The sequence below is a fragment of the Burkholderia glumae LMG 2196 = ATCC 33617 genome, assembly GCF_000960995.1.
GTDB lineage: Bacteria > Pseudomonadota > Gammaproteobacteria > Burkholderiales > Burkholderiaceae > Burkholderia > Burkholderia glumae.
The window spans coordinates 2228082-2247815 of sequence record NZ_CP009434.1; the positions used below are offsets into that span (position 1 = coordinate 2228082).

The window sequence follows — 19734 nt, forward strand, 5'->3', positions numbered from 1 at the left end:
CTCGCGCTTGGGCGCGCCCATCAATTTGGCGTGGGAATATCACCGCGGCCGCGCTCGACACGCGTCCGCTTTCGCCCCCTGCTTCGAATCAGCCATTCGGTGCCGGAAATATTGTTTATCGATCCATTCGACGCCAAGACGCCCGTCGACCAGCATGTCGTTCGGAACCCGCACCGAACCGAACGGCTCGAACCCGAGCCGCAGGTAAAGCCGGTGTGCGGCAAGCGCGTTGGCGTTGCTGCGCACGATGACATTCCGGCAGCCGGCGTTCGCCTCGCCAAGACAATGCCCCACCAGCGCCTCGCCAAGCCCGCGTGAACGCCAGCCCGGCGCGACCGCCAGCTCGGCGATCGACGTGGCCGGCTCCTCGCCGAGCTGCGCGCGCAGCGACGCCGGCAACTTCCGGTCGTAGCCCGAATCAGCGGACAACAGGAAACCGGCCAGCGCGTCGCCGGACACCCACAGGTGGCAACGCGCGGCGTGCTCGGTGAACAACCCGTATATCCAGCCTCGCTCCGCCGCCTCGTCCAGGTAGTGGCCGGCATACGGGCCGGTCGTAAAGGCGTCCATGTAAAGCGCGAGCACCTGCCGCTCCCACGCGTGAAACAGGCCGACGCCGCCGGATCGAATCTCGCCGCTCATCATCGCCCGCTCCTACCAGTCGAGCTGATAAGCCGTACTCAGCAGCAGCGACGAGCACATCGTTGCAAGCTTCACGAGCGGCAGCCCGGCCGGATCGAACCCGTAGTTGGGATAGAAATACTGCCCGAGCCCCTGCACCTGTCGCTCGATCACGATCACGCGACGCTCACGCGGCGCCGTCTCGATGATCCGTTCGACGATCTCCAGCTTGTTCTCGATATGAATCGACAGAATGATGATGTCGCACGCACCATAGTCGTATGCCGCGCCATCCGCATGCACCATCTCGATCGAGGCACGGTGATAGCGCGCGGGGTTCGAGGCGCACAGGTGATCGACGAAGCGCTCGCCGGTCCTGAGCGACTCCTCGCTGATATCCAGCCCGACGATGCGGGCACCGCTGAACGACTGCATGAACAGCAGCGAAAGCGGCATCCCGCCGGAACCTACCATCGCGACCGTCGAATCGGCGCACATGTTCGAAAGGAACATCTCGGTCCGCGCGAGCAATCGGTAAATCTCCGCGTAATACTCCTTGATGATCAGCAGCAGCCCTTCACTCGACGGACCGGCGCGCAGCACCTCGCTCATCTGCCGCTCGAAGCGAACCTCGTTGTCGAGCGACAGCGCCTGAAAGCGCGCCATGTACTGACGCACCGTCGCGTCGCGCAGGAAACGCTCGGTCTCGTACGCATCGAGCAACGGCGACAGCAGGTAGTTGCGGATCAGCAGCGTCTTCGCGAAACACGCGCGCAAATCATGCGGGTCGGGGGAGGACAGCATCTCGTCGATCCAGCGATGAATCTGGGTCTTCACGAAGTCGATGCGATGCTGGGTATCGGAGGCGGCACAATGCGGCGCCAGCGGCAGGTTGGTCAGCATGTCGGTGTCGGTTCCATGTCGGGTTGAGGGGTGCGCCGGCGGCGCGGCGTCAGATCCACGCCTTCGGCAGTGCAGCAAGGCGTTCGCGCGCCACGGGGCGGGCCTGGCCGAACGGCGGGTGGGCCTTCTTCTGCAACGCATGCGCGAGCATGGTCGGCATCCGCGCGAGCAAAAACACCGGCGTGGCCAACGCGTCGGGCACGCCAAGCTCCAGCAGGATCGCCGCGGCAACCGAATCGATGTTCGGGGGCAGCCCCCGCATGTCGTGCATCGCATTGCATACCGCCCGATAAGCGTCGAACGCTGCGCCGCCAACACCGAGCCTCACGGCGTGGCGCTCGAGCGCCGCCGGCCGCGGATCGCGCTCGAGCAACGGATGGCCGAAACCGGGAATCCGGTCGCCCGCCTGCAGGCGCTGCGCGACGCGATCGCGAATCTCGGCAGCCGATTTGCCGACCAGGCTTGCAAAAAAGCGAGTCGCGTCGCTGCAGGCGCCGACGTGCGCTGGCCCGCTGCCGGTCAGGCCGGCGACCAGGTTAAGGTCGACGGTTGCATAGGTGCTCGCCGAGAAGCGCGGCAGCGCGATGGTCGGCGCGACGAGGCCAAAGCCGCCATGCAGCGCCACCAGCAGGACGTCGAACAGGCGCGCCGGTGCGTCGTGCGCTGCGTCGCCGCCCAGGCAGCCCAGCATCGCCGCGCTGAAGCCGCGCGCGGCGTGCGCCGACCGCGCTCGCCGCGCGACCGGCACCTGGCCGTTCGCGTCGCACCACACCGCCAGCAGCCGAGGTAACGCGGCAATGATGGCGAGGCCGGTGGCAAGCTCGTCGCCCTGCCCGCCGTAGGACAGCGTGACGGGCCACGCGCGAGGCCGTGGCGACGGCCCAGCCAGTCCGGCCGAGATCGCGGCGACCAGGAAGGCCTCGGGCCGAGGCTGGCGGCGGGCCAGTTGCGCGGCGAGCAGGCCGTCCTCGGCCGGCCCGTCGTCGGCGAGCGTCGACGCCAGCGCGCCATCCAGGGCGCGCGCGTCGTCGGCGTCCGGCATCCGGCCCGTGAGCACGTGCAGGATCGCGGCAGCGAAGTCGACGGAATCGATCAGTTGCAGCAGATCGATCCCGCGCACGGCAAGCCGGTCCGGCGAAATCGAAACCGCATCGATCTCGCCTTGGTCGCGGACGGCGCGCGCTCGGACGGCGTCCGGGGACGGCAGATCGTGGTCGGTCGGCATCGGCGCGGCCCCGCTCACTGCTGCATCGGTTTCGCGATCAGCACCTCGAAGCCGATCGCGAGCATCCCGCTCCCCTTCGACACGCCGGCATGCTCGCCGATCCCGGCTTCCTGCAGGTGCGCGATCGATTCCGCAACCGTGAATTTGCCGTCGAGATGGACCGGATGAACGCCCGCGGCCGCGCGCCGATCGTTGAAGAAGGCAAGCGCCTCCGGCGCCGGATCGCTGCAGGGTTCGTGAATCAGCGCGAAACCGCCGGGCACGAGCGTGCGGAAGATCTCCCGGTACGCGCCGACCGGATCGGCCCAGTGGTGAACCACTGAACGGCCGATGACCGCGACGAAGGTCCCGTCGTCGAAGGGCAGCGCATGGACGTCGCCAGCGCGGATGTCGATGCGCGCTTCAAGCCCTTCGGCGCGCACGTTCTGCCGGGCGCGCTGCACCATCTCGTCGTAGTAGTCGACGCCGACGAAGCCAAGCGGCGTGAGCGACGGGACGCGGGCCAGCTCGATCAGCGTGCGCGCGGTCCCGGTGCCCACATCGAGCAACCGCCCCGACGCAATGCGCCGCTGCGCCAGCTCGTGCTCAACGCGCTGTACGAGATTGCGGTTCCATTCGAGCGTGAACGCGTCGACGTAGTAGTCATAGGTGTCGGCGCTGACTTCGGCGGGGGTATTGGTACGCATGCAGGTCTCCAGTCGTGAGGGCTAGGGGTACAACGGTCGTGGAATCATCCGGCGGCGGCGGGCGCGCCGGCCGGGCGCGCGGCCGGCGCGTTGCCAAGCCTGCGCATGAGCCGCAGGAACAGTCTCAGGTACACGGCCTGGCGCACCACGCTCACGCCCGCGAGCAGCGCGAACAATTGCGTGAGCGCGAGATGGTGCATGACGCCCAGGTAGATCGCGCCCGGCGTGACGACCCAGGAAAAGAACAGCCCGAGCGCCATCGCGGGCGCCGGGCGCTCGAGAACCTGGAAGCAGCCTGTCACGAGGTTCGTCAGCAGATAGCTGAAGACGAAGAGCGGGACGTAGTCGAGCAGCGCAGTCGCGACCGCGATCACGCCGGCGTCGGACGCGAGAAAGTGCAGCGCGAGCGAACGCAGCAGGAAGAACACGGCACTGATCGCCGCGGTGAACAGCACGCCGAGCAGCATCACCGACTGCAGTGCGGCACGGGACGGTGCCCGGCTGCGCACGAGGTGACCGATCCGGATCATGAACACCATGCTCAAACCTTTGATGAGGATGAATCCGATCGTCATCAGCTCGAAGCCGATTCCGTACCCGCCGATGGCGCGCACGCCGTAGCGGGCGATCAGCGAGTAGACCGCCGTATTCGCAAGAAAGGTCAGCGCCTCGAGCGCAGCCGAAGGCAGGAAGATGCGCAGCAGCCGTCCTTGTGTCGGCCACTCCACGCCGGGACGCGGCAGCACGACCTGCTCGCGGCGCAGCCGCGGACGGATGCACCGGACGCACCAGCCCAGATACAGGCTCTTGGTGATCCACGAGGTCAGCGCGAGGCCGAACAACTGCAGCGACGGATGCTGGCCGAACAGCCCGAACACGAGCAGCGGATCGAGGACGTTGTTGACCACGCCGCATGTAATGCTGATGCGCGCGGGTGACTTGGTGTCGCCGTAGGTGCGCATCGCGGCGGAAAGCGCCGTGCTGAGCAGCGTGAGCGGAAAGCTGCCTATCACCAGCGCGTAGTAGCCGAACATGCGCTCGCCATGGAACTGGCCGCCGGAAATGAACGTCATCAAGGGTGCCCGCGTACCGATCAGCACCAGCACCACCAGCACGCCGGTCCCGCCCGCGAATATCAGGCTCTGCACGAACAGCCGGCCCTGCTCCTCGCGCGGCGCCTTGGCGAATATCGCCACGAACGACTCCTCGAAGCTCTTGCCGAGCAGGAACAGGAAGATCGCCACGCTGCCGTTGACGAGCGCCAGCAGCGCCATGTCCTCCGCCGGCAGATCGCGAATCCAGCGATAATCGAACAGCGTCATGCAGTAGCCGAAAATCGACGACAGCACCATCGGATAGAGCATCACCCATGTCGCGCGCACCTCGGCCGCGAACTGTCGCATCCGGTCGGCCCGCGACGCAGGTGTCGAAGCCGGCGCGCCCGGCGCGGCCGTGGCGCGATCGTCAGACATGGGCGTGCCTCTCGTCGATCAGGCGCGGCAGCTTCTGGCGCGCCGAAAAGCGCAATGCATCGCGGCCGAGCACCATGAGACGCCCCTCACCCTTGTCGACGCATTCGCGCAGATCCTCGATCTCGAGCAGCGCAGCGGCCAGCCGTGACGCGAGCGGCGCGAGTTCGTCCTCGTCGAGGTCCAGCGCGACGGTAAGGCAGTCGCGCCCGAGCGCGTCGGCATGCAGCTGAAACTGACAATCGAGCGGCCGGCCGGCGCACGCCGCCAGCCGCTGCGCGAGCAGTTCGGCGCTGACCAGGTTGCCCGCGAACTTGAAGCGCTGATCCGCCCGGCCCTGCAGCACGACCACCGAGCCGCCCTCGCCGCACGTGCAGCACACCGACGGCCCGATGCGCACGCGATCGCCGATCCGGTAGCGCAGCATCGCGAGGCCAGGATTCGCACGGCTGGTCACGAGCAGTTGCCCGTCTTCCTCCTCGAGGAAAAACCACTCGTCGAACACGTGGTAATGTCCCTGCGCGCAGCGCGGCGTGTGATAGCCGAGGAAGCCCGTTTCGGTGGTGCCGTACAGCCCGAAGAAGGCGGCATCGCGCCAGCGCTGCCGCACGATCGCGCGCTTGCGCTCGGAGAATGCCTCGCCGGTGTAGAGAATCTTCGCGACATCGAGATCGATGCCGTGCGCGTCGAGCAGCCGAAGGCACTGCAGCACGCTCGTCGGCGTGCCGACCAGAACGTTGGGGCGGGCGCGGCCGATAAGGTCCAGCATCGCGGGCAAATCGGCGCCGTAGGCGTCGAGCCGCCCGATCGGCAGGACATTCGCGCCGATCGCTTCGAGCAGGCGGTTCACGCCGTCGTACAGCGTGGAAAAGCCGCCGGCGGTAAACAGGTTCGCGACGCGGTCGGTCGGCGCGATCGCGGTTCCCGCCAGCGCATTCGCGAGCGAACGGCCATAGGTGGTGTCGGGCCGCTTGCGCGAGGGCGCGTTGAGCAGCAGCTTGACCTCGCCGCTCGTGCCCGACGTGGTGTAGAACGTCGCGCCGGCAAGGCCCGCGTGATCGAGACGGTCCAGCACGCGCCGCTTCAGGTCGTCGGCGGTCTCGATCGCCACCAGCTCGCGGAACGCCGCATAGCTGGCCACGCCGGTCGGCAGCTCATGCGCGTAGCGGGCATCGTACGAAAGCGCTTCGCTCACGGTGGATGCATCGAAGCGAGTCGTGCGGTCGGACATCATAGGCTCCAGGTTCGGGCTTCGGTCACGCGCTTTCGCGCAACAGACGCAATGAGATCTTTCCGGTGCTGGTGACCGGAAGATCGTCGACAAACAGCACGTCGGCGATGCGCGGATACAGCGGGAACGCGGCCCGGTAGCGGCTCAGGATGCGCGACTTGAAATCCACTTCGGTACCAGCCGGCACCCGGCCCGGCACGACGAACACCGTCAGCGCGCCGGTCTGCGGATCGGCGAGGAAATAGCTTTTCGCGATGTCGTCGAACGCATCGAAATGCTGGTGCAGCAGGCTGACGTTGATTAGCCGGCCGTTGCACTTGACCGTCTCGTCGCGCCGGCCGACCCAGAACACGACGCCGTCGTCGCGTCGGAACACGAGATCGCCGGATTCCAGCGGCGTGAACTGCCGCAGGCTGCCGTCCGGCTGCAGATAGCCTTGCATCGCGTAAGGCGTGCGGTAAAGCAGATGACCGGGTTCGCCGGGTGCGCACGGCCGGCCCTGCGCATCGACGATCGACAGGCAGATGCTCGGGTCGATCGGGCGGCCCGGCGCGAGCACTCCCTCGAAGCAGTACGACGCGACATGCGGCAGATCGGCTGGCGTGAGCGGCAGCGCGAAGATCCGCGGCCCCGACTCGGTCTGGCCGAAGTTGTTCCACAGGCAGGCGCCGAGCGCGAGCAGGCGGCGCACCTGTGCCGCATAGATGCGATCGGATGCGTTGAGCACGACGATTCCGTCGAACCTCATGCCCGGCGTCGCCTCGGCCAGATCACACACGCGCTCGGCAATGCTGCGGATCAAAGGCACGAAGCGGATCCGGCCGCCGCCCAGGTAGCCGAGCACCTCGTGCGCGGTCAGCGACGCCCGTTCGAGCCAGACGGTCGCGCCGGCCAGCAGGCCGCTCATGATCGTCGAGAAGCCGTACATGTAGTGGGTGGGGAACATGCAGAGCACGCCGTCGCCGGGCCGCACCTCCAGATAGCGGCCTACCGCCAGCGCATTCTCGACGAGCTGCGCTTCGTCGTAGACGACCAGCTTCGGCGCACTCGTGGTGCCCGACGTCATGAAGACGATCTGCGCGCGTGGCACGTCGGCGCGCGGCCACGCGAACCCGTCGTCCCCCGGCGCTTCCGCTTCGGCCAGCGCAGGGTCGAGCACGACGACCGGCAGCCCGTGGCACGCGATCGACCGGGGCGCGACCACCGCGAGCGCATCCAGCCGGTACTGGCGCAGCGCGGCGGACAGCATCTTCGGGTCGCACAGGACGACCCGGCAGCCGAGTGCCGAGGCGAGCAGCGTGAACAGGAAGTAGTCGAACCCCGAGAAGCCGACCGCGATCAAACAGCCGCGCCCGAGCAGGTGCGGCTCCAGCGGGCCCAGCGCGCGGCGCGCGGCCCTCAGCCGTGCGCGCAGGTCTTCCGCCCTCAGGCGCGTCCCGTTCACGACGAGATGCCAGTTCGCCTCCCGGGCCAGCAGCGAAGTGAACTTCATGCGGCCGCTCCTTCCAGCACGAGCGAAGCCGCGAGACCGCCCATGCCGAACGAGTTCTTGAGCACGCGCCGCGCATGGCTGGGCATCGGCGCGCGGACGACGTTCACGGGGCACTCCTGCGCCTGCTCGTCGAGGTTGATAGTCGCCGGGATGAAGCGTTCCCGCAGTCCGATTACGGTGTTCAGCACCTCCATCGCGCCGGCCGTCGCGATCAGGTGCCCGTGCTGCGATTTGTTGGCGGTAACGGGAATCCGGGGCTGCATGGGGAAGATCGCGCGGATCGCCTCCGATTCGTGCTTGTCGTTGAGCACCGTCGACGTCCCGTGCGCGTTGATGTAGTCGATATCGCCGGGCGCGCATCCCGCATCGGCGAGGGCGCGCTGCATCGCGAGCCGCATCTCGAGCGACTGCAGGTGGGGAATCACGATGTGCTCGGCGGCCAGGCTCGCTCCGTAGCCGGCCACCCGCCCAAGCGGCGTATCGCCCCGGGCACGGACGGCCGACTCGCGCTCGATCAGGAACAGCACCGCGCCTTCCGCGAGCACGAAGCCGGAGCGGCGCGTGTCGAACGGCCGCGAACGGTGCCGAGGGTCGAGCTTCAGGTCGGTCGAGATCACGTCGAGCGATTCGAGCCGCGCGAGATTGAGCGGATTGACCTTGCCCGACACGCCGCCGACGATGGCCGCGTCGATGCGCCCCTGACGCAGCGCGAGCATGCCCATGCCGATCGCCTGCAGCGACGCGGAGCACAAGCCCACGTGTGCGAGCGCGCAACCGCTGAACGGAATATGGCGATGAATCGCGCCGAACACGGCGGTCGCATCGCCACTCACGAACTCGCTCATCCGCATGTGCGAAACCAGCACGCGAATCAGCGCGTCGCGTGATTTTTCATCCTTGAGCTTGTCGACGAGCTCGAGCGCGCTCTGCACGTCGGTGGCCGGCGCGTCGACGCCGACCAGGCAGCCGATGCGCTCCGGCGCGTAGTCGCGCGCAACGAACGGCGCCTGCGCGAGCAGCCGCGCCGCCGCGAGCTCGCCATACAGCTGCTCGGTGCCGACCCGCCGCGCGGAAGGCCAGCGCACGCGCTCGTTGCCCTCGTCGGGCACGCCCGCGTGTTCGGTCGTGTAGGTCGAGCAATCGAACTTCTCGATCCGGCGAATGCCGGAGCGGCCTTCGCGGAGCGCGGCATGCAGTTCGTCGTAGCTGCCGCCGAGTGGTGTGACAGCGCCGAATGCGCTGATGACGATTGCGTCCGATCGCAGCTTCATCGCCCCACCCCGCTCAGCTTGCGAACCAGGATCGCACCGAGGCCCGACGACACGCCGATGCCGTTGACCAGCACGGCCGCGCCGATCGGAATGGCCGGATCCGCGATCGCGAGAACCAGGTCGATCAGATTGTTCGCCCGCCCGGTATAGCCTACATACGGCTTGTAAGCGTGCATGACGGCGTTCGGCCAGGCATGCAGCACGGCGTTGCGCTCCGCCTTGGCCAGCGACGGCTCGCCGTTCTGATAGAGCACGACGTGCGGCACGCCAAGCGCGCCCTGGTCGGGAAACCGCGCGAACAGCCGCGACCAGTCCGCACTCGACACCGAGGTGTCCGGCTTGTAAAGCGAATGAACGTCGAGCACCTGCGCGCAGGGCCGGCCCCCGCCGCGCGGCGTGCGCTCGACGACGGCGGCGACGGCTCCGAACGCGGGAACGATGCCGACCGGGTGCGAGCTGGTCCGCAACAGGCCCATCTTCTCGAATGCCGCGACGTTGTCGGCCGAGGTCATGTCGCCGACGGCCGCGATGACGGCGCGCTCGATCGCGCCGCCCTCGATCTGCCGGTGCGCCTCCTCGAGCGCGCACAGGCTGGTCAACGACATTCGTTGCAGCGGATAGCCTTCGCCACGCAGCGCGAACAGTTTCGATATCTGGTACAGCGCGTTGGTGGTCAGCAGACGCAGCATATCCAGTGGATTCAGGTCGGCCTTGACTTCGCCGAGGTAGCCGCAGGCGTCGAGGCCGTGACGCGCGTGCAGCGGCGTGAGCACGGCCATCGTCGCGTCCTCGCCCTCGACGCCCGTGAATACCGCGAACCGCTCGCGCTCCTCGCTCGTGTAGGGCCGGCCGGCCGATGCGGCGTCGAATGCCTCGGCGGCCACCTGCAGCGCGAGACGCGAACTGGGATTGAGCAGCGAACGATCCTCGCGCGCCATGCGCTGCACGAGCGGAAACGGCAGGTTGCCGCGCACGTAGTCGCCCGGCTTCGCGGCAGGCGCGAGCGTCGCGCGCGCGGCGAAGTCGACGTCCAGCAGCGACGCGATGTCGGGAAAAGCGGCCGTCGCGATGCCCAGGCCGGTGATGTACGACATGGCAAATCCCCATTCACGTGAGTCGAAAACGGGCGGCCGCACGGCGCCGCGCCGCGTGGCGCGACGTTCCTGTGCCGCGGGCCGAACGCGGGTCAGCTGAACTGCGCGATGCGGCGCTCGATGTAGTTCACGGTGAAGTGCTCGTAGAGCGCCTGCAGGCTGCATTTCTCGTGGCCGTTCCAGCTCATCACGTCGCATACCTGCCGCCAGCCGGCATCGGTCCACTCGGTGCCGGTGTGGCATTGCGGATCGAGCAGCATGCGGTTGAACGGCCAGAGGTTTTCGAGGCTGATGCGCTTGTCCACCTTGTCCTTGAGCTCGTAGCAAAGATCGACGTAGTCGATCGAGCTCATGTTCAGCTCGCGGAACAGCGACGCGGAGTCGGCCACCTGTTCGGGGCCGCTCAGATAGAGGATTTGCGCGACGATGTTCTTGATGTCTTCCTTCATGATCCACTCTCCTTGAGTCACTGGGTCAGCCACTGATGTTCTCGCCATTGCCGAGATCGACGACGCTGCCGGTCGTTTCGAGCGCGCCGTTCGCGAGCAGCAGGACCGCGCGCGCAACCTGCTCGGGCTCGAGGATCTTGCGCATCGGAATCTGGCGGTAGAACGCCGCCGCGTCCTGCGCAGCGAGAAAGCGCTCGAACAGGTCGGAGCGCACGAACCCCGGCGCGACCGCGTTGACGCGCACGCCGAAGCGCGCCATCTCGAGTGCCAGCGTTTTGGTGAAGCGCTCGATCGCCGCCTTCGACGCACCGTATGCGCCGTTGCCGGTCTTGGGCTTGCGCGCAGCGATCGACGACACGTTGACGATCGCGCCTCGCCGGCGCGACTGCATGCCTTCGCCGAACGCGTGGCAGAACGCCATGGTCGCGCCGAGGTTGATCCGCAGCGTTTCCCAGTAGCGCGAAAACGGACGGCCGATCAGCAGCGCGTCGTCGTTGATGCCCGCGTTGTTCACGAGCACCTCGACGGCCGCTTCGGCATTGACGTGGTCGGCGAACGCCTGCACGGCGTTCCAGTCGCCGCCGTCGACCCGAAAGCCGCGCGCCGCGCCGTCATGCGCGCGCTCCAGCGCGTCGGCCAGTTCCGGATTCGATCGGTAGGTGAAGTACACGGCGTGGCCGTCGGCGATCAGCGCGTCGACGATCGCGCGCCCGATCCCGCGGGTGCCGCCCGTCACGATGGCGAGCTTCGTCATGCGTCGTGCTCCCAGCTGAGGATGCCGTCCATCACGCCCCGGCCGTTTGCATCCCGCAGCTCGACGTGCGCGGTGGTGCGCGTGCCGTCCTGCTGCAAGCGCCGCAGCCGCGCGGTCAGGCGCTCGCCCGGCCGTACCGGGCAAATGAAGCTGACCTTGCGGAGCGTCAGCGCCGGCACCGGCCGGCGTGCCGCGATGCCGAGCGCATCGAACAGCATCGCGATCGCCAGGCTGAGGCTGAACGAGCCGGGCAGCACCGGAAACTGCTCGAAGTGCTCGTCGAAGAGCGGTGCGGCCTGCGCCACCTCGATCACGCCGAACTGATCGCCGCGGATCGCCGCCGCCGGCAGTGCGGTGGCGGGCATCATGATCGTTCTCCCGGCACGGCCGATGCGGGCCTGCCGGCCGGCATCAAGGCGACGAACACGGTCCCCGACGCGACGGGCGGACAGCTGCTGGCATCGGCATCGCGGGCCGCCACCTCGACCCGGTAGCCGTCGCCGTGCTTCGCGACCGTGCCGGCCAGCGCCAGCCTCGGATAGCCGTCTACGCGGTGCAGCGTCAGTTCGCGCAACTGCGCGGGCACCATCAGGGCCGGCGCGCCGTGCATCGTGCGCGACGCCTTGACCGCGAACTGATGCAGCGCCTCGATGACGAGCAACGCCGGACCGGCACTCGCCCAGTCGCGATACCGCCGCGGATCGACATCGCCCGCGAAACGCGCGGGATCGGACGGATCCCGGACCACTCGACAAAGGGCAAGAAAGCCAGGCTGCGCCGCCTCGCCCCCCCTCTCAAACCTGATATGTCGCATTTTTTTGCCTTGTTATGTCTGTGTTTTCGGCTTCTCGCACCCCGGTGACGGCTCTCACATCGGCCGATGTCGTGCGGATCGGCTGCTGATCGGCTGCGAGTGTATCGATTCGTCGCGCAAAGAAACGATCATGCGACCAATTGCAGAAACGGACGACGAACCGCGCATGGCGCCGATGGAATGCAACGCCGGGAGACTGCCTGCGGCGGGCCGCAAACGGCTCGCCGCGCCGGTGCGCAACGGTGCTTACCGACGGCCGCCGTTCGTCGCGGAGGAATGCCGTTCGTCCGCGCGTTCCGCCGTTCGTCGCACTGCGCGATATGCGTGCGCGGTTGCGGCTAAGGTGGCGGCATCGATCGCATACCCTGGGAGGTGTCCGTGTTGGCGGCCAGCTTGAGTCATGTCACGAAAACCTATGGAACCGGCCCGCTCGCGGTTGCCGCGGCCGAAGACGCCTCGCTCGAGATTGTCTCGAACCGCTTCACGGTGCTGTCAGGGCCGTCCGGTAGCGGCAAGACGACCTTGCTCAACCTGCTCGGCGGCATCGATCGCCCGACGCGCGGCGCGATCACGGTCGCGGGCGAGCGCATCGACGCGATGCGCGAGAATGCACTCGCCGATTTCCGCGCGCGGCACGTCGGCTTCGTGTTCCAGTCGTTCAACCTGCTGCCCGTGTTCAGCGCGGTCGAGAACGTCGAATATCCGCTGACCCTGCTGGGCGTCGCCCGCGCGCGGCGACGCGAACGGGCACTCGCGCTGCTCGACGCCGTCGGCATGGGCGACAAGGCGAATCGCCGGCCCGGCCAGTTGTCGGGCGGCCAGCAGCAGCGCGTGGCGATCGCGCGCGCGCTCGTCACCGAGCCGGCGCTGGTGCTGGCCGACGAACCGACGGCCAACCTGGACAGCGCGACGGGCGCGGCCATCATCGCGCTGATGCGCACCATGCAGCGCGAACGCGCGACCTCGTTCGTGTTTTCGTCGCACGACCCGCAGGTGATCGCGGCCGCGGACGATGTCGCGACGATCAGCGACGGGCGCGTCGTCGCGACCCGCCCGACCGCGCTGCACGAGGAGGCCTGCCAATGAGCGTCTGGGTGCTCGCCTTCCGCAACCTGTTGCGCAACCGCCGCCGCTCGTCCACCACGCTGCTGGCGATGATCGTCGGCCTGACCGCGATCCTGCTGTTCGGCGGCTATGCGCGCAACATCAATTACGGCCTCCAGACCAGCTACGTGCGCCAGGGCGGCCATCTGCAGATCCAGCACCGCGACTATTTCCTGTACGGCAGCGGCGACCCTGTCTCCTACGGGATCGACGACTACCGGAAGGTCATGGATACCGTGCGCGGCGATCCCGAGCTGGCGCGCGAGGTGACGGTGGTGACGCCGGTGCTGACCGTCAACGGCATCGCCGGCAACTTCGCGGCGGGCGTCTCGCGCACCGTCTCGGGCAGCGGGATCGTGGTGGCCGACCAGAACCGGATGCGCCAGTGGAACGACTATGGTTTCGCCGATCGCGCGACACCCCTCGCGCTGACCGGCAGCGCCGCGAATGCCGTGGTGATCGGCACCGGCGTCGCGCGCGTGCTGCGCCTGTGCGACGCGCTGCGGGTACCCGCATGCCGCGATCCGGTGCCGGCCGCCCCGGCCGGCACGTCGGAACTGCCTGCCGACATCGCCTCGCTGTCGCAGGCCGAGGCCGCCGCGAAGCCCAAGCACGGCGGCGGGCCCGCCCGCCTCGAACTGCTGACCTCGAATGCGTACGGCGCGCCGAACGTCGCCGATCTGTCGGTGATCGCGGCGCAGAAGCAAGGCGTCAAGCAGATCGACGACATGTTCGTGCAGATGCGTCTTGCGCAGGCGCAGCAGCTCGTCTACGGCAGCGGCCCGAGTGCGAAGGTGACGTCCATCGTCGTGCAGCTGAAGCACACGGCCGATCTGCCGGCCGCGCGCGCGCGCATCCAGACGCTGCTGCGCACCCGGCTCGCGGGCGAGCCGCTCGAGGTGCTCGGCTTCGCGACGCTGAATCCGCAGTACGGGCAGGTCACCGGTATGTTCGGCGCGATCTTCGGCTTCATCGCCATCTTGATCGCCACGATCGTGCTGTTCACGGTCGGCAACACGATGAACATGGCCGTGATGGAGCGCACCCACGAGATCGGCACGCTGCGCGCACTCGGTCTGCGCGACGCCGGCATTCGCCGGCTGTTCGTCTGCGAAGGGTGCCTGCTCGGCATCTGCGGCGCCGCCGCGGGCACCGTGCTCGCACTCGCGGCGGGAGTCGCGATCAACCGCGCCGGCCTGCACTGGACGCCGCCCGGGCAGACCGATCCGGTCGCCCTGTCGGTACGCGTATGGGGCGAGTTCGGGATGATCGCGCGCTACGCACTCGGCGTGACGGTGGTGGCGACGCTCTCGGCCTGGCTGCCCGCGCACCGTGCCGCCCGCCTGCCGATCGTCGAGGCCTTGCGCTTCGCCTGACCTGGAGCCTTCAACATGACATTCCCGATCCGGATCATGCGCGCCGCCGCGCTGCTGCTCGCGCTCGCCGCCAGCGCGGCCGCGGCGAGCGGCCCGTCGGCGCAGCAGCTGCTCGCCCAAAGCGACGCGGTGCGCAACCCCGACAAGCCATTCGGCCTGACGACGACGCTGCTCGAATTTCGCAACGGACAGCAGACGGACGCCGAGGTGCTGAAGATCTACTCCAAGGCCGATCCGGCAAGCGGCCAGTTCCGCACGCTGGTGCAGTTCGTCGCCCCGGCCCGCGACGCCAACAAGCTGATGCTGAAGAACGGCAACGATCTGTGGTTCTACGATCCGTCGAGCCAGGCAAGCGTCCGGATCTCACCGCAGCAGCGCCTGCTCGGCCAGGCCGCCAACGGAGACGTGGTGACCGTCAACTGGGCGAACGACTACGACGCGTCGCTCGCAGGCGAGGAGAATGTGCTGGACGGCGAGCACCAGACCCGGTCCTGCTACCGGCTGCACCTGACGGCACGCTCGCCGGATGTCACCTACCATGCGATCGACCTGTGGATCGCCAGCGACACGAAGCGGCCGGTCAAGGCGCGCTTCTTCGCGGCCAGCGGCAGCGTGCTGAAAATCGCGTACTACCGGCACTACCAGGAGCAACTGGGCGCGGCGCGGCCGACGGAAACCGTCATCATCGACGGGCTCGATCCGGGCTGGGTCACGGTGATGCGCTATGCCGACTACGCGTGGCGCGACATTCCGGATGCGTGGCTGCAGCGCGCGTACCTGTCCCGCTTCAAGGCCGACTAGACGATGGCACGATCCCGGCTCGCGGCGCTCGTCTGCGCGGCTGGCTTCGCAGCCGCGCAGGCCGCGCTGGCGGCCGACGACGCCGACAGCGACGCGCTGCGGCTCGCCGATGCGGCAACCGCACCGCCCATGACGCCAAGCAACTGGCACGGTACGTTCGAGGCCGCCGCCGCGAACTACACGGCAGCGAGCCAGGCCGGGCCGGTGACGCTCAACGACAACGCGCGCGTGTCGAACACGCTGTCGTACGACCGCACCTCCGGCAACTGGCGGGCGATCGTGTCGAATCGCGTCGATGCGGGATGGCGCGCGGGCACCTCGCAGTACAACGCCGTGGACACGCTGAAGCAGGCCTACGTGAGCTGGCAGGCGGGTCCGAGCGCGATCATCGATGTCGGCCGCGTGAACCTGCGCGAAGGCGTCGCGTCGGGCTTCAATCCCACGGACTTCTTCAAGGCCGGCGCGCTACGCTCGGTCGTGTCGATCGACCCCGAGAGCCTGCGCGAGAACCGGCTCGGCAGCGTGATGGCGCGCGGGCAACTGCTGTGGAGCGGCGGCTCGATGACTGCCCTGGTGGCGCCGCGGCTCGCGACGCGGCCCAGCCAGGCCAGCTTCAACCCCGATCTCGGTGCAACCAACGCGCGCACCCGCTACATGCTGAGTGGGTCGCAACGGCTGTTCGGCAGCTTCTCGCCGCAATGGCTGCTGTACGGCGGAGAAGGCATCGCACCTCAATTGGGCGTCAACGCCACCACGCTATTCGGCGACGCGACGGTCGGATTCCTCGAATATGCGATCGGCCGCGGCAGCGCGGTCGAGGATTTCGCAGCGGCCGCGCCATCCTGGACCTCGAAGCTGGCAACCGGCGTCACCCATACCTTCGCGAACAAACTGTCACTGACGCTCGAGTACGACTACGACGGCGCCAGCGCGAGCGCTGCCGCATGGCGCGTGCTGCAGCGCGACCCGGCGCAATACTGGCGCTATCGTGACGCGGCGAGCCTGGCGCAGGAGCTGATGACGCGCCGCTCGTTGTTCGCCTATGCATCGATGCCCGACGTGTTCGTCGAGCATCTGGACCTGACGGCGATGGCACGCTACAACCTCGACGACCACAGCTACTTCATGTGGCTCGAAGGGCGCTATCACTGGCCGCGTACCGATTTCGCCGTGCAATGGCAAAGCAGTCACGGCTCGCAGCACAGCGTGTATGGCGCACAGGCGCAAGGCGAGATCGTGCAGGCGATCGCGACGTTCTTCTTTTGAACAGGGAAGCGGCGGGCAGCCAGCCGTCGGCGCGCGTCGTGCGGGACGCGCCCGGCACGCTGCTGCGGACCGGCAAGGCGATGTGGTGTCCCGCGGCCTCGATCATGTGGGCCGGGGCGGCGGGAGCGCAAGGCGCGCGGGAATCGGAATGCAACCCGGCGGGCGCTCCCGCCGGCGGCTCGACCTCGCTCAGCGCGACTCGAGCGCGGAGCTGCCGTCCTCCACCGACACGCCGTTCGCATGACGGATGCAGCGCGTCAGCACGTTGACCGCACGTCCGAGCGGCATACCGACCAGCCCGCCCCAAACCGCGAACGACAGGGCCGCGAAAGCGCCGGTGGCCGCCCACGGCCGCGAGGTCGCAATCGCGTAATGAATGAACGTTTCGGCAACGAACGTGAGCAGCAGCGTGACCAGCAGGCTGCCGTCGCCCGGCAGGCGCACCAGCATGCCTTCCGGCTCCGTCCTGAACCGCAGGTGCCAGCGACTCGCGTGGATCCATCCGCCTGCCGCGCCGCACGCGAGCATGGCGAGGCCTGCCATGTACGCATCGGCGCCGGCCCGCGGGAACAGGTGGTGGAGGCTCGACAGACCGAGGCCGACGAACACGGCCGGAAACAGGATCGGACGCCAAGGTCGGACTTCGCGCGCGAAGCAGCGCTTCACGCCGATATACACGAGCACGCAGAACAACACGTAAATGTAGGTAGGGAAATGTGGCATGGAAAGCACCTATTCGGAAGCGCCGCAACGGGCGGAGATGCCAGCGACTATAGCGGCGGGCCGGACCACGCGCCGCGCTTTGCGATAAACGGTGGAAATCGAGCGACGAACGGCCCTCGGGTCCGCTGAACGTCCGCGGTCGCCGGCGCAGGCCTGTCACGGTCGACCGCCGATAGCAACGCCGTCGCGAATTGAGCTACCATCTGCGCAACCCGCCCCCGCTCGCTGCCATGCCAAGCAAGCTGCTCGCCTTCCTGTCGTCGGAACCGCAAATCGGCCCCGTGCCTCGGGGCCGCTCGCTGCTGGGGCTGTTCTGTTTCAATTCGGCGATCGGACTGATCTTCTGGGCGACGCGGCAACACGAGGCACTGTTACCGTACCTGATCGTCGCGAACGGCATCGGTTTCAGTGCGACGCTGCTCAGCGCAGGAATCGACAGGCTCGTGCGCGGCAAACTCGCCTTGGTGCCGAAGATTCTGATCGTCGCGCCCGCCAGCGTGTTCATCGGTTTCGAGGTCGCGGCCTCCACCACCGGGCACGTTCCGCACCTGATCGGGCATGCCGGCGTCAAGGTCTGGCTGGCCTACGGCTCGTCGTTCGTGGTCGCCGGCGCCGCCTGCGCGTTCGTCTCGGTGTTCGTACAGGCCGCACGCATGCGCACGTCGCTCGAAACGCAGCGGCGCGAGGCCGCCGAGGCGCGCCAGGCCGAAACCGCCGCCCGGCTCGCCCTGCTGCAGGCCCAGATCGAGCCACATTTCCTGTTCAATACGCTGGCGAACGTGCAGAGCCTGATCGAGCGCGACCCCGCCCGCGCCACGACGATGCTCGACAGCCTGAACCGCTATCTGCGCGCAAGCCTCGGCCGCACGCGCAGGGCCATCGCCACGCTGGGCGAAGAACTGGAACTGGTCGAGGCGCTGCTGAAGATCGCGACGATCCGGCTGGGCCAGGAACGCCTGCGGTATGCGATCGCCGTGCCGGATGCACTGCGGGCCCTGCCCCTGTCGCCCCTGCTGCTGCAGCCTCTCGTCGAGAACGCCTTGCTGCACGGCATCGAGCCTTCCGTCGACGGTGGCGAGGTGAACATCCGCGGAACGCGCGACGGTGACCTGCTGGTGCTGAGCGTGAGCGACACCGGCGTGGGGCTCGGCAATGGCGGCACCAAGCTGCACGGCGGCGTGGGGCTCGCGAACGTTCGCGCGCGGATGATCAGCCTCTACGGCGAGCGCGGCCGCGTATCGGTTGGCACGAATGCCGACGCCAGACGCGGCGTGACCGCAACCTTGCAGATCCCGATTACCTGATATGCCGACAGCACTGATCGCCGACGACGAACCGAACCTGTCCGCCGAGCTCGCCGCGCGCCTCGGCACGCTGTGGCCCGAGCTGGAGATCGTCGGGATGCCGCGCAACGGCGTGGACGCGCTCGCGGAGCTGAATGCGAAGCGCCCCGATTTCGCCTTCCTCGACATCCGGATGCCGGGTGTCGACGGGCTGAAAATCGCCAGCCTCGTGCCGCACATACACGTCGTCTTCGTGACGTCCTACGACGAGTATGCGGTTCAGGCATTCGACCAGTCGGCAATCGACTATCTGCTGAAACCCGTCACCGACGACCGACTGCTGCGCTGCATCGTCAAGCTGCAGCGCGGCGGCCCTGCCCCCACCCACACCGCGCTGCTGACGAGCGTGCCGGAGCAGCGCGACGCCGCGCCCATCCGCTGGCTAACCGTTGGCCTACGGGACACGACCCGGCTCGTCTCGGTGGACGAGGTGCTGTATTTCCAGGCGGCAGACAAATACACGGAGGTCGTGACTGCGAGCGAGCGTCACGTCATTCGCACGCCCCTCAAGGAAATGCTCCCGCGGCTCGACAGTGCGCGTTTTGCGCAAGTGCATCGCGGCGTGATCGTCGCCTATGCCGCGATCGACCATATCGAGCGAGACTTGCTTGGCCGCCAACGCATCCATTTGCGCGGCAGCGGCGACGTTTTGCCGGTCAGCCGCGCATGTGCGGGGCTTTTCAAACAGATGTGAACAATCGGGGCGTCAGGCAGGCTTTCTCGTCATTGAGGCTGCGCCATGTGCGCTCGACGAATTTTCGCGGCCACTTCCGGGCGGACAACTGCTGGATGAGGGTACGAAAATTTACACCGCCGGGTTTACTTTTTTCTCGAGCAAACTACACTATGCGGTGTACGTCATCCGAAAGCCGCTGCGGATTCGGCTGAACCTGCTTTGCTGCCCGGCGTTGCGCTCTTGGGTCCCTGTCTGCGAGCTGCCACCCACGCGCCGCTCCCGCCTCGGCTTCGGTGCCGATGCGCCGTATGCGCTGCGCCACGGTTTGCTGACGACGTCTTGCGCGCCCCGCCCTCACACTGGCCGACGGCCTGCTCAACACGCCATGCCTCCCCTGGAACGTCATGCCAAACGAGACCATCGATGCCGTGCCTGC

The 19734-nt window shown here is 67.8% G+C and carries 20 protein-coding genes; 6 read left to right on the plus strand and 14 right to left on the minus strand.

Annotated features, from left to right (window positions below; genetic code table 11):
- Positions 1 to 39: 39 nt before the first annotated feature.
- The 13 genes from KS03_RS10130 to KS03_RS10190 form a co-directional block, all read right to left on the minus strand.
- The gene (locus KS03_RS10130; RefSeq protein ID WP_012733610.1) at positions 40 to 645 is read right to left on the minus strand and encodes a GNAT family N-acetyltransferase; all 606 of its coding nucleotides are present in this window, start codon (positions 643 to 645) and stop codon (positions 40 to 42) included.
- Between the two features lie 9 nt (positions 646 to 654).
- Entirely contained in the window at positions 655 to 1524 is an 870-nt protein-coding gene (locus KS03_RS10135; protein WP_017432265.1) for a class I SAM-dependent methyltransferase, read from the minus strand.
- 49 nt (positions 1525 to 1573) lie between these two features.
- On the minus strand, positions 1574 to 2749 hold the full coding sequence (locus KS03_RS10140) for a citrate/2-methylcitrate synthase (RefSeq protein WP_012733609.1): 1176 nt from the start codon (positions 2747 to 2749) through the stop codon (positions 1574 to 1576).
- A gap of 14 nt (positions 2750 to 2763) precedes the next feature.
- Complete coding sequence (locus KS03_RS10145; RefSeq protein ID WP_012733608.1) at positions 2764 to 3435, minus strand: class I SAM-dependent methyltransferase; 672 nt, start codon at positions 3433 to 3435, stop codon at positions 2764 to 2766.
- Between the two features lie 44 nt (positions 3436 to 3479).
- The gene (locus KS03_RS10150; RefSeq protein WP_012733607.1) at positions 3480 to 4907 is read right to left on the minus strand and encodes an MATE family efflux transporter; all 1428 of its coding nucleotides are present in this window, start codon (positions 4905 to 4907) and stop codon (positions 3480 to 3482) included.
- Positions 4900 to 6135: a phenylacetate--CoA ligase family protein gene (locus KS03_RS10155; RefSeq protein WP_012733606.1), complete on the minus strand. Its 1236-nt coding sequence runs from the start codon at positions 6133 to 6135 to the stop codon at positions 4900 to 4902. The genes KS03_RS10150 and KS03_RS10155 overlap by 8 nt, the downstream gene beginning before the upstream one ends.
- A 25-nt stretch (positions 6136 to 6160) precedes the next feature.
- Positions 6161 to 7627 carry a class I adenylate-forming enzyme family protein gene (locus KS03_RS10160; RefSeq protein ID WP_012733605.1) on the minus strand — a complete coding sequence of 489 codons (1467 nt, stop codon included), beginning with the start codon at positions 7625 to 7627 and terminating at the stop codon, positions 6161 to 6163.
- Positions 7624 to 8898, minus strand: coding sequence for a beta-ketoacyl-[acyl-carrier-protein] synthase family protein (locus tag KS03_RS10165; protein ID WP_012733604.1), 1275 nt, complete (start codon positions 8896 to 8898; stop codon positions 7624 to 7626). The genes KS03_RS10160 and KS03_RS10165 overlap by 4 nt, the downstream gene beginning before the upstream one ends.
- A complete protein-coding gene (locus tag KS03_RS10170) occupies positions 8895 to 9992 on the minus strand; it encodes a beta-ketoacyl synthase N-terminal-like domain-containing protein (RefSeq protein WP_012733603.1) in 1098 nt (365 codons plus the stop codon). Before KS03_RS10170 ends, KS03_RS10165 begins: the two co-directional genes overlap by 4 nt.
- A gap of 92 nt (positions 9993 to 10084) precedes the next feature.
- Complete coding sequence (locus tag KS03_RS10175) at positions 10085 to 10441, minus strand: acyl carrier protein (protein WP_012733602.1); 357 nt, start codon at positions 10439 to 10441, stop codon at positions 10085 to 10087.
- 25 nt (positions 10442 to 10466) lie between these two features.
- Positions 10467 to 11195: an SDR family NAD(P)-dependent oxidoreductase gene (locus KS03_RS10180; protein ID WP_012733601.1), complete on the minus strand. Its 729-nt coding sequence runs from the start codon at positions 11193 to 11195 to the stop codon at positions 10467 to 10469.
- Complete coding sequence (locus KS03_RS10185; RefSeq protein ID WP_012733600.1) at positions 11192 to 11563, minus strand: hotdog fold domain-containing protein; 372 nt, start codon at positions 11561 to 11563, stop codon at positions 11192 to 11194. The genes KS03_RS10180 and KS03_RS10185 overlap by 4 nt, the downstream gene beginning before the upstream one ends.
- Complete coding sequence (locus tag KS03_RS10190; RefSeq protein WP_012733599.1) at positions 11560 to 12009, minus strand: hypothetical protein; 450 nt, start codon at positions 12007 to 12009, stop codon at positions 11560 to 11562. Before KS03_RS10190 ends, KS03_RS10185 begins: the two co-directional genes overlap by 4 nt.
- Positions 12010 to 12387: 378 nt before the next feature.
- On the opposite strand from KS03_RS10190, the gene KS03_RS10195 reads away from it, so the two are divergent.
- The 4 genes from KS03_RS10195 to KS03_RS10210 are packed head-to-tail and all read left to right on the plus strand — an operon-like array spanning position 12388 to position 16556.
- Complete coding sequence (locus KS03_RS10195) at positions 12388 to 13095, plus strand: ABC transporter ATP-binding protein (protein WP_167343587.1); 708 nt, start codon at positions 12388 to 12390, stop codon at positions 13093 to 13095.
- Positions 13092 to 14489, plus strand: coding sequence for an ABC transporter permease (locus KS03_RS10200; protein WP_012733596.1), 1398 nt, complete (start codon positions 13092 to 13094; stop codon positions 14487 to 14489). Before KS03_RS10195 ends, KS03_RS10200 begins: the two co-directional genes overlap by 4 nt.
- A 15-nt stretch (positions 14490 to 14504) precedes the next feature.
- A complete protein-coding gene (locus KS03_RS10205) occupies positions 14505 to 15290 on the plus strand; it encodes an outer membrane lipoprotein-sorting protein (RefSeq protein WP_012733595.1) in 786 nt (261 codons plus the stop codon).
- A gap of 3 nt (positions 15291 to 15293) precedes the next feature.
- Entirely contained in the window at positions 15294 to 16556 is a 1263-nt protein-coding gene (locus tag KS03_RS10210; RefSeq protein WP_012733594.1) for a hypothetical protein, read from the plus strand.
- A 189-nt stretch (positions 16557 to 16745) separates the two neighbouring features.
- On the opposite strand, the gene KS03_RS10215 is transcribed toward KS03_RS10210, so the two are convergent.
- Positions 16746 to 17279 (minus strand): hypothetical protein, encoded by a 534-nt coding sequence (locus KS03_RS10215; protein WP_012733593.1) that lies wholly within the window; start codon positions 17277 to 17279, stop codon positions 16746 to 16748.
- A gap of 230 nt (positions 17280 to 17509) precedes the next feature.
- Between KS03_RS10215 and KS03_RS10220 the strand changes: the two genes are divergently transcribed.
- Together KS03_RS10220 and KS03_RS10225 are read left to right on the plus strand one after the other, a co-directional pair.
- Positions 17510 to 18583 (plus strand): sensor histidine kinase, encoded by a 1074-nt coding sequence (locus tag KS03_RS10220; RefSeq protein ID WP_012733592.1) that lies wholly within the window; start codon positions 17510 to 17512, stop codon positions 18581 to 18583.
- A gap of 1 nt (position 18584) precedes the next feature.
- Positions 18585 to 19316, plus strand: a complete 732-nt coding sequence (locus KS03_RS10225; RefSeq protein ID WP_012733591.1) for a LytR/AlgR family response regulator transcription factor — start codon at positions 18585 to 18587, stop codon at positions 19314 to 19316.
- Positions 19317 to 19734: the final 418 nt, after the last annotated feature.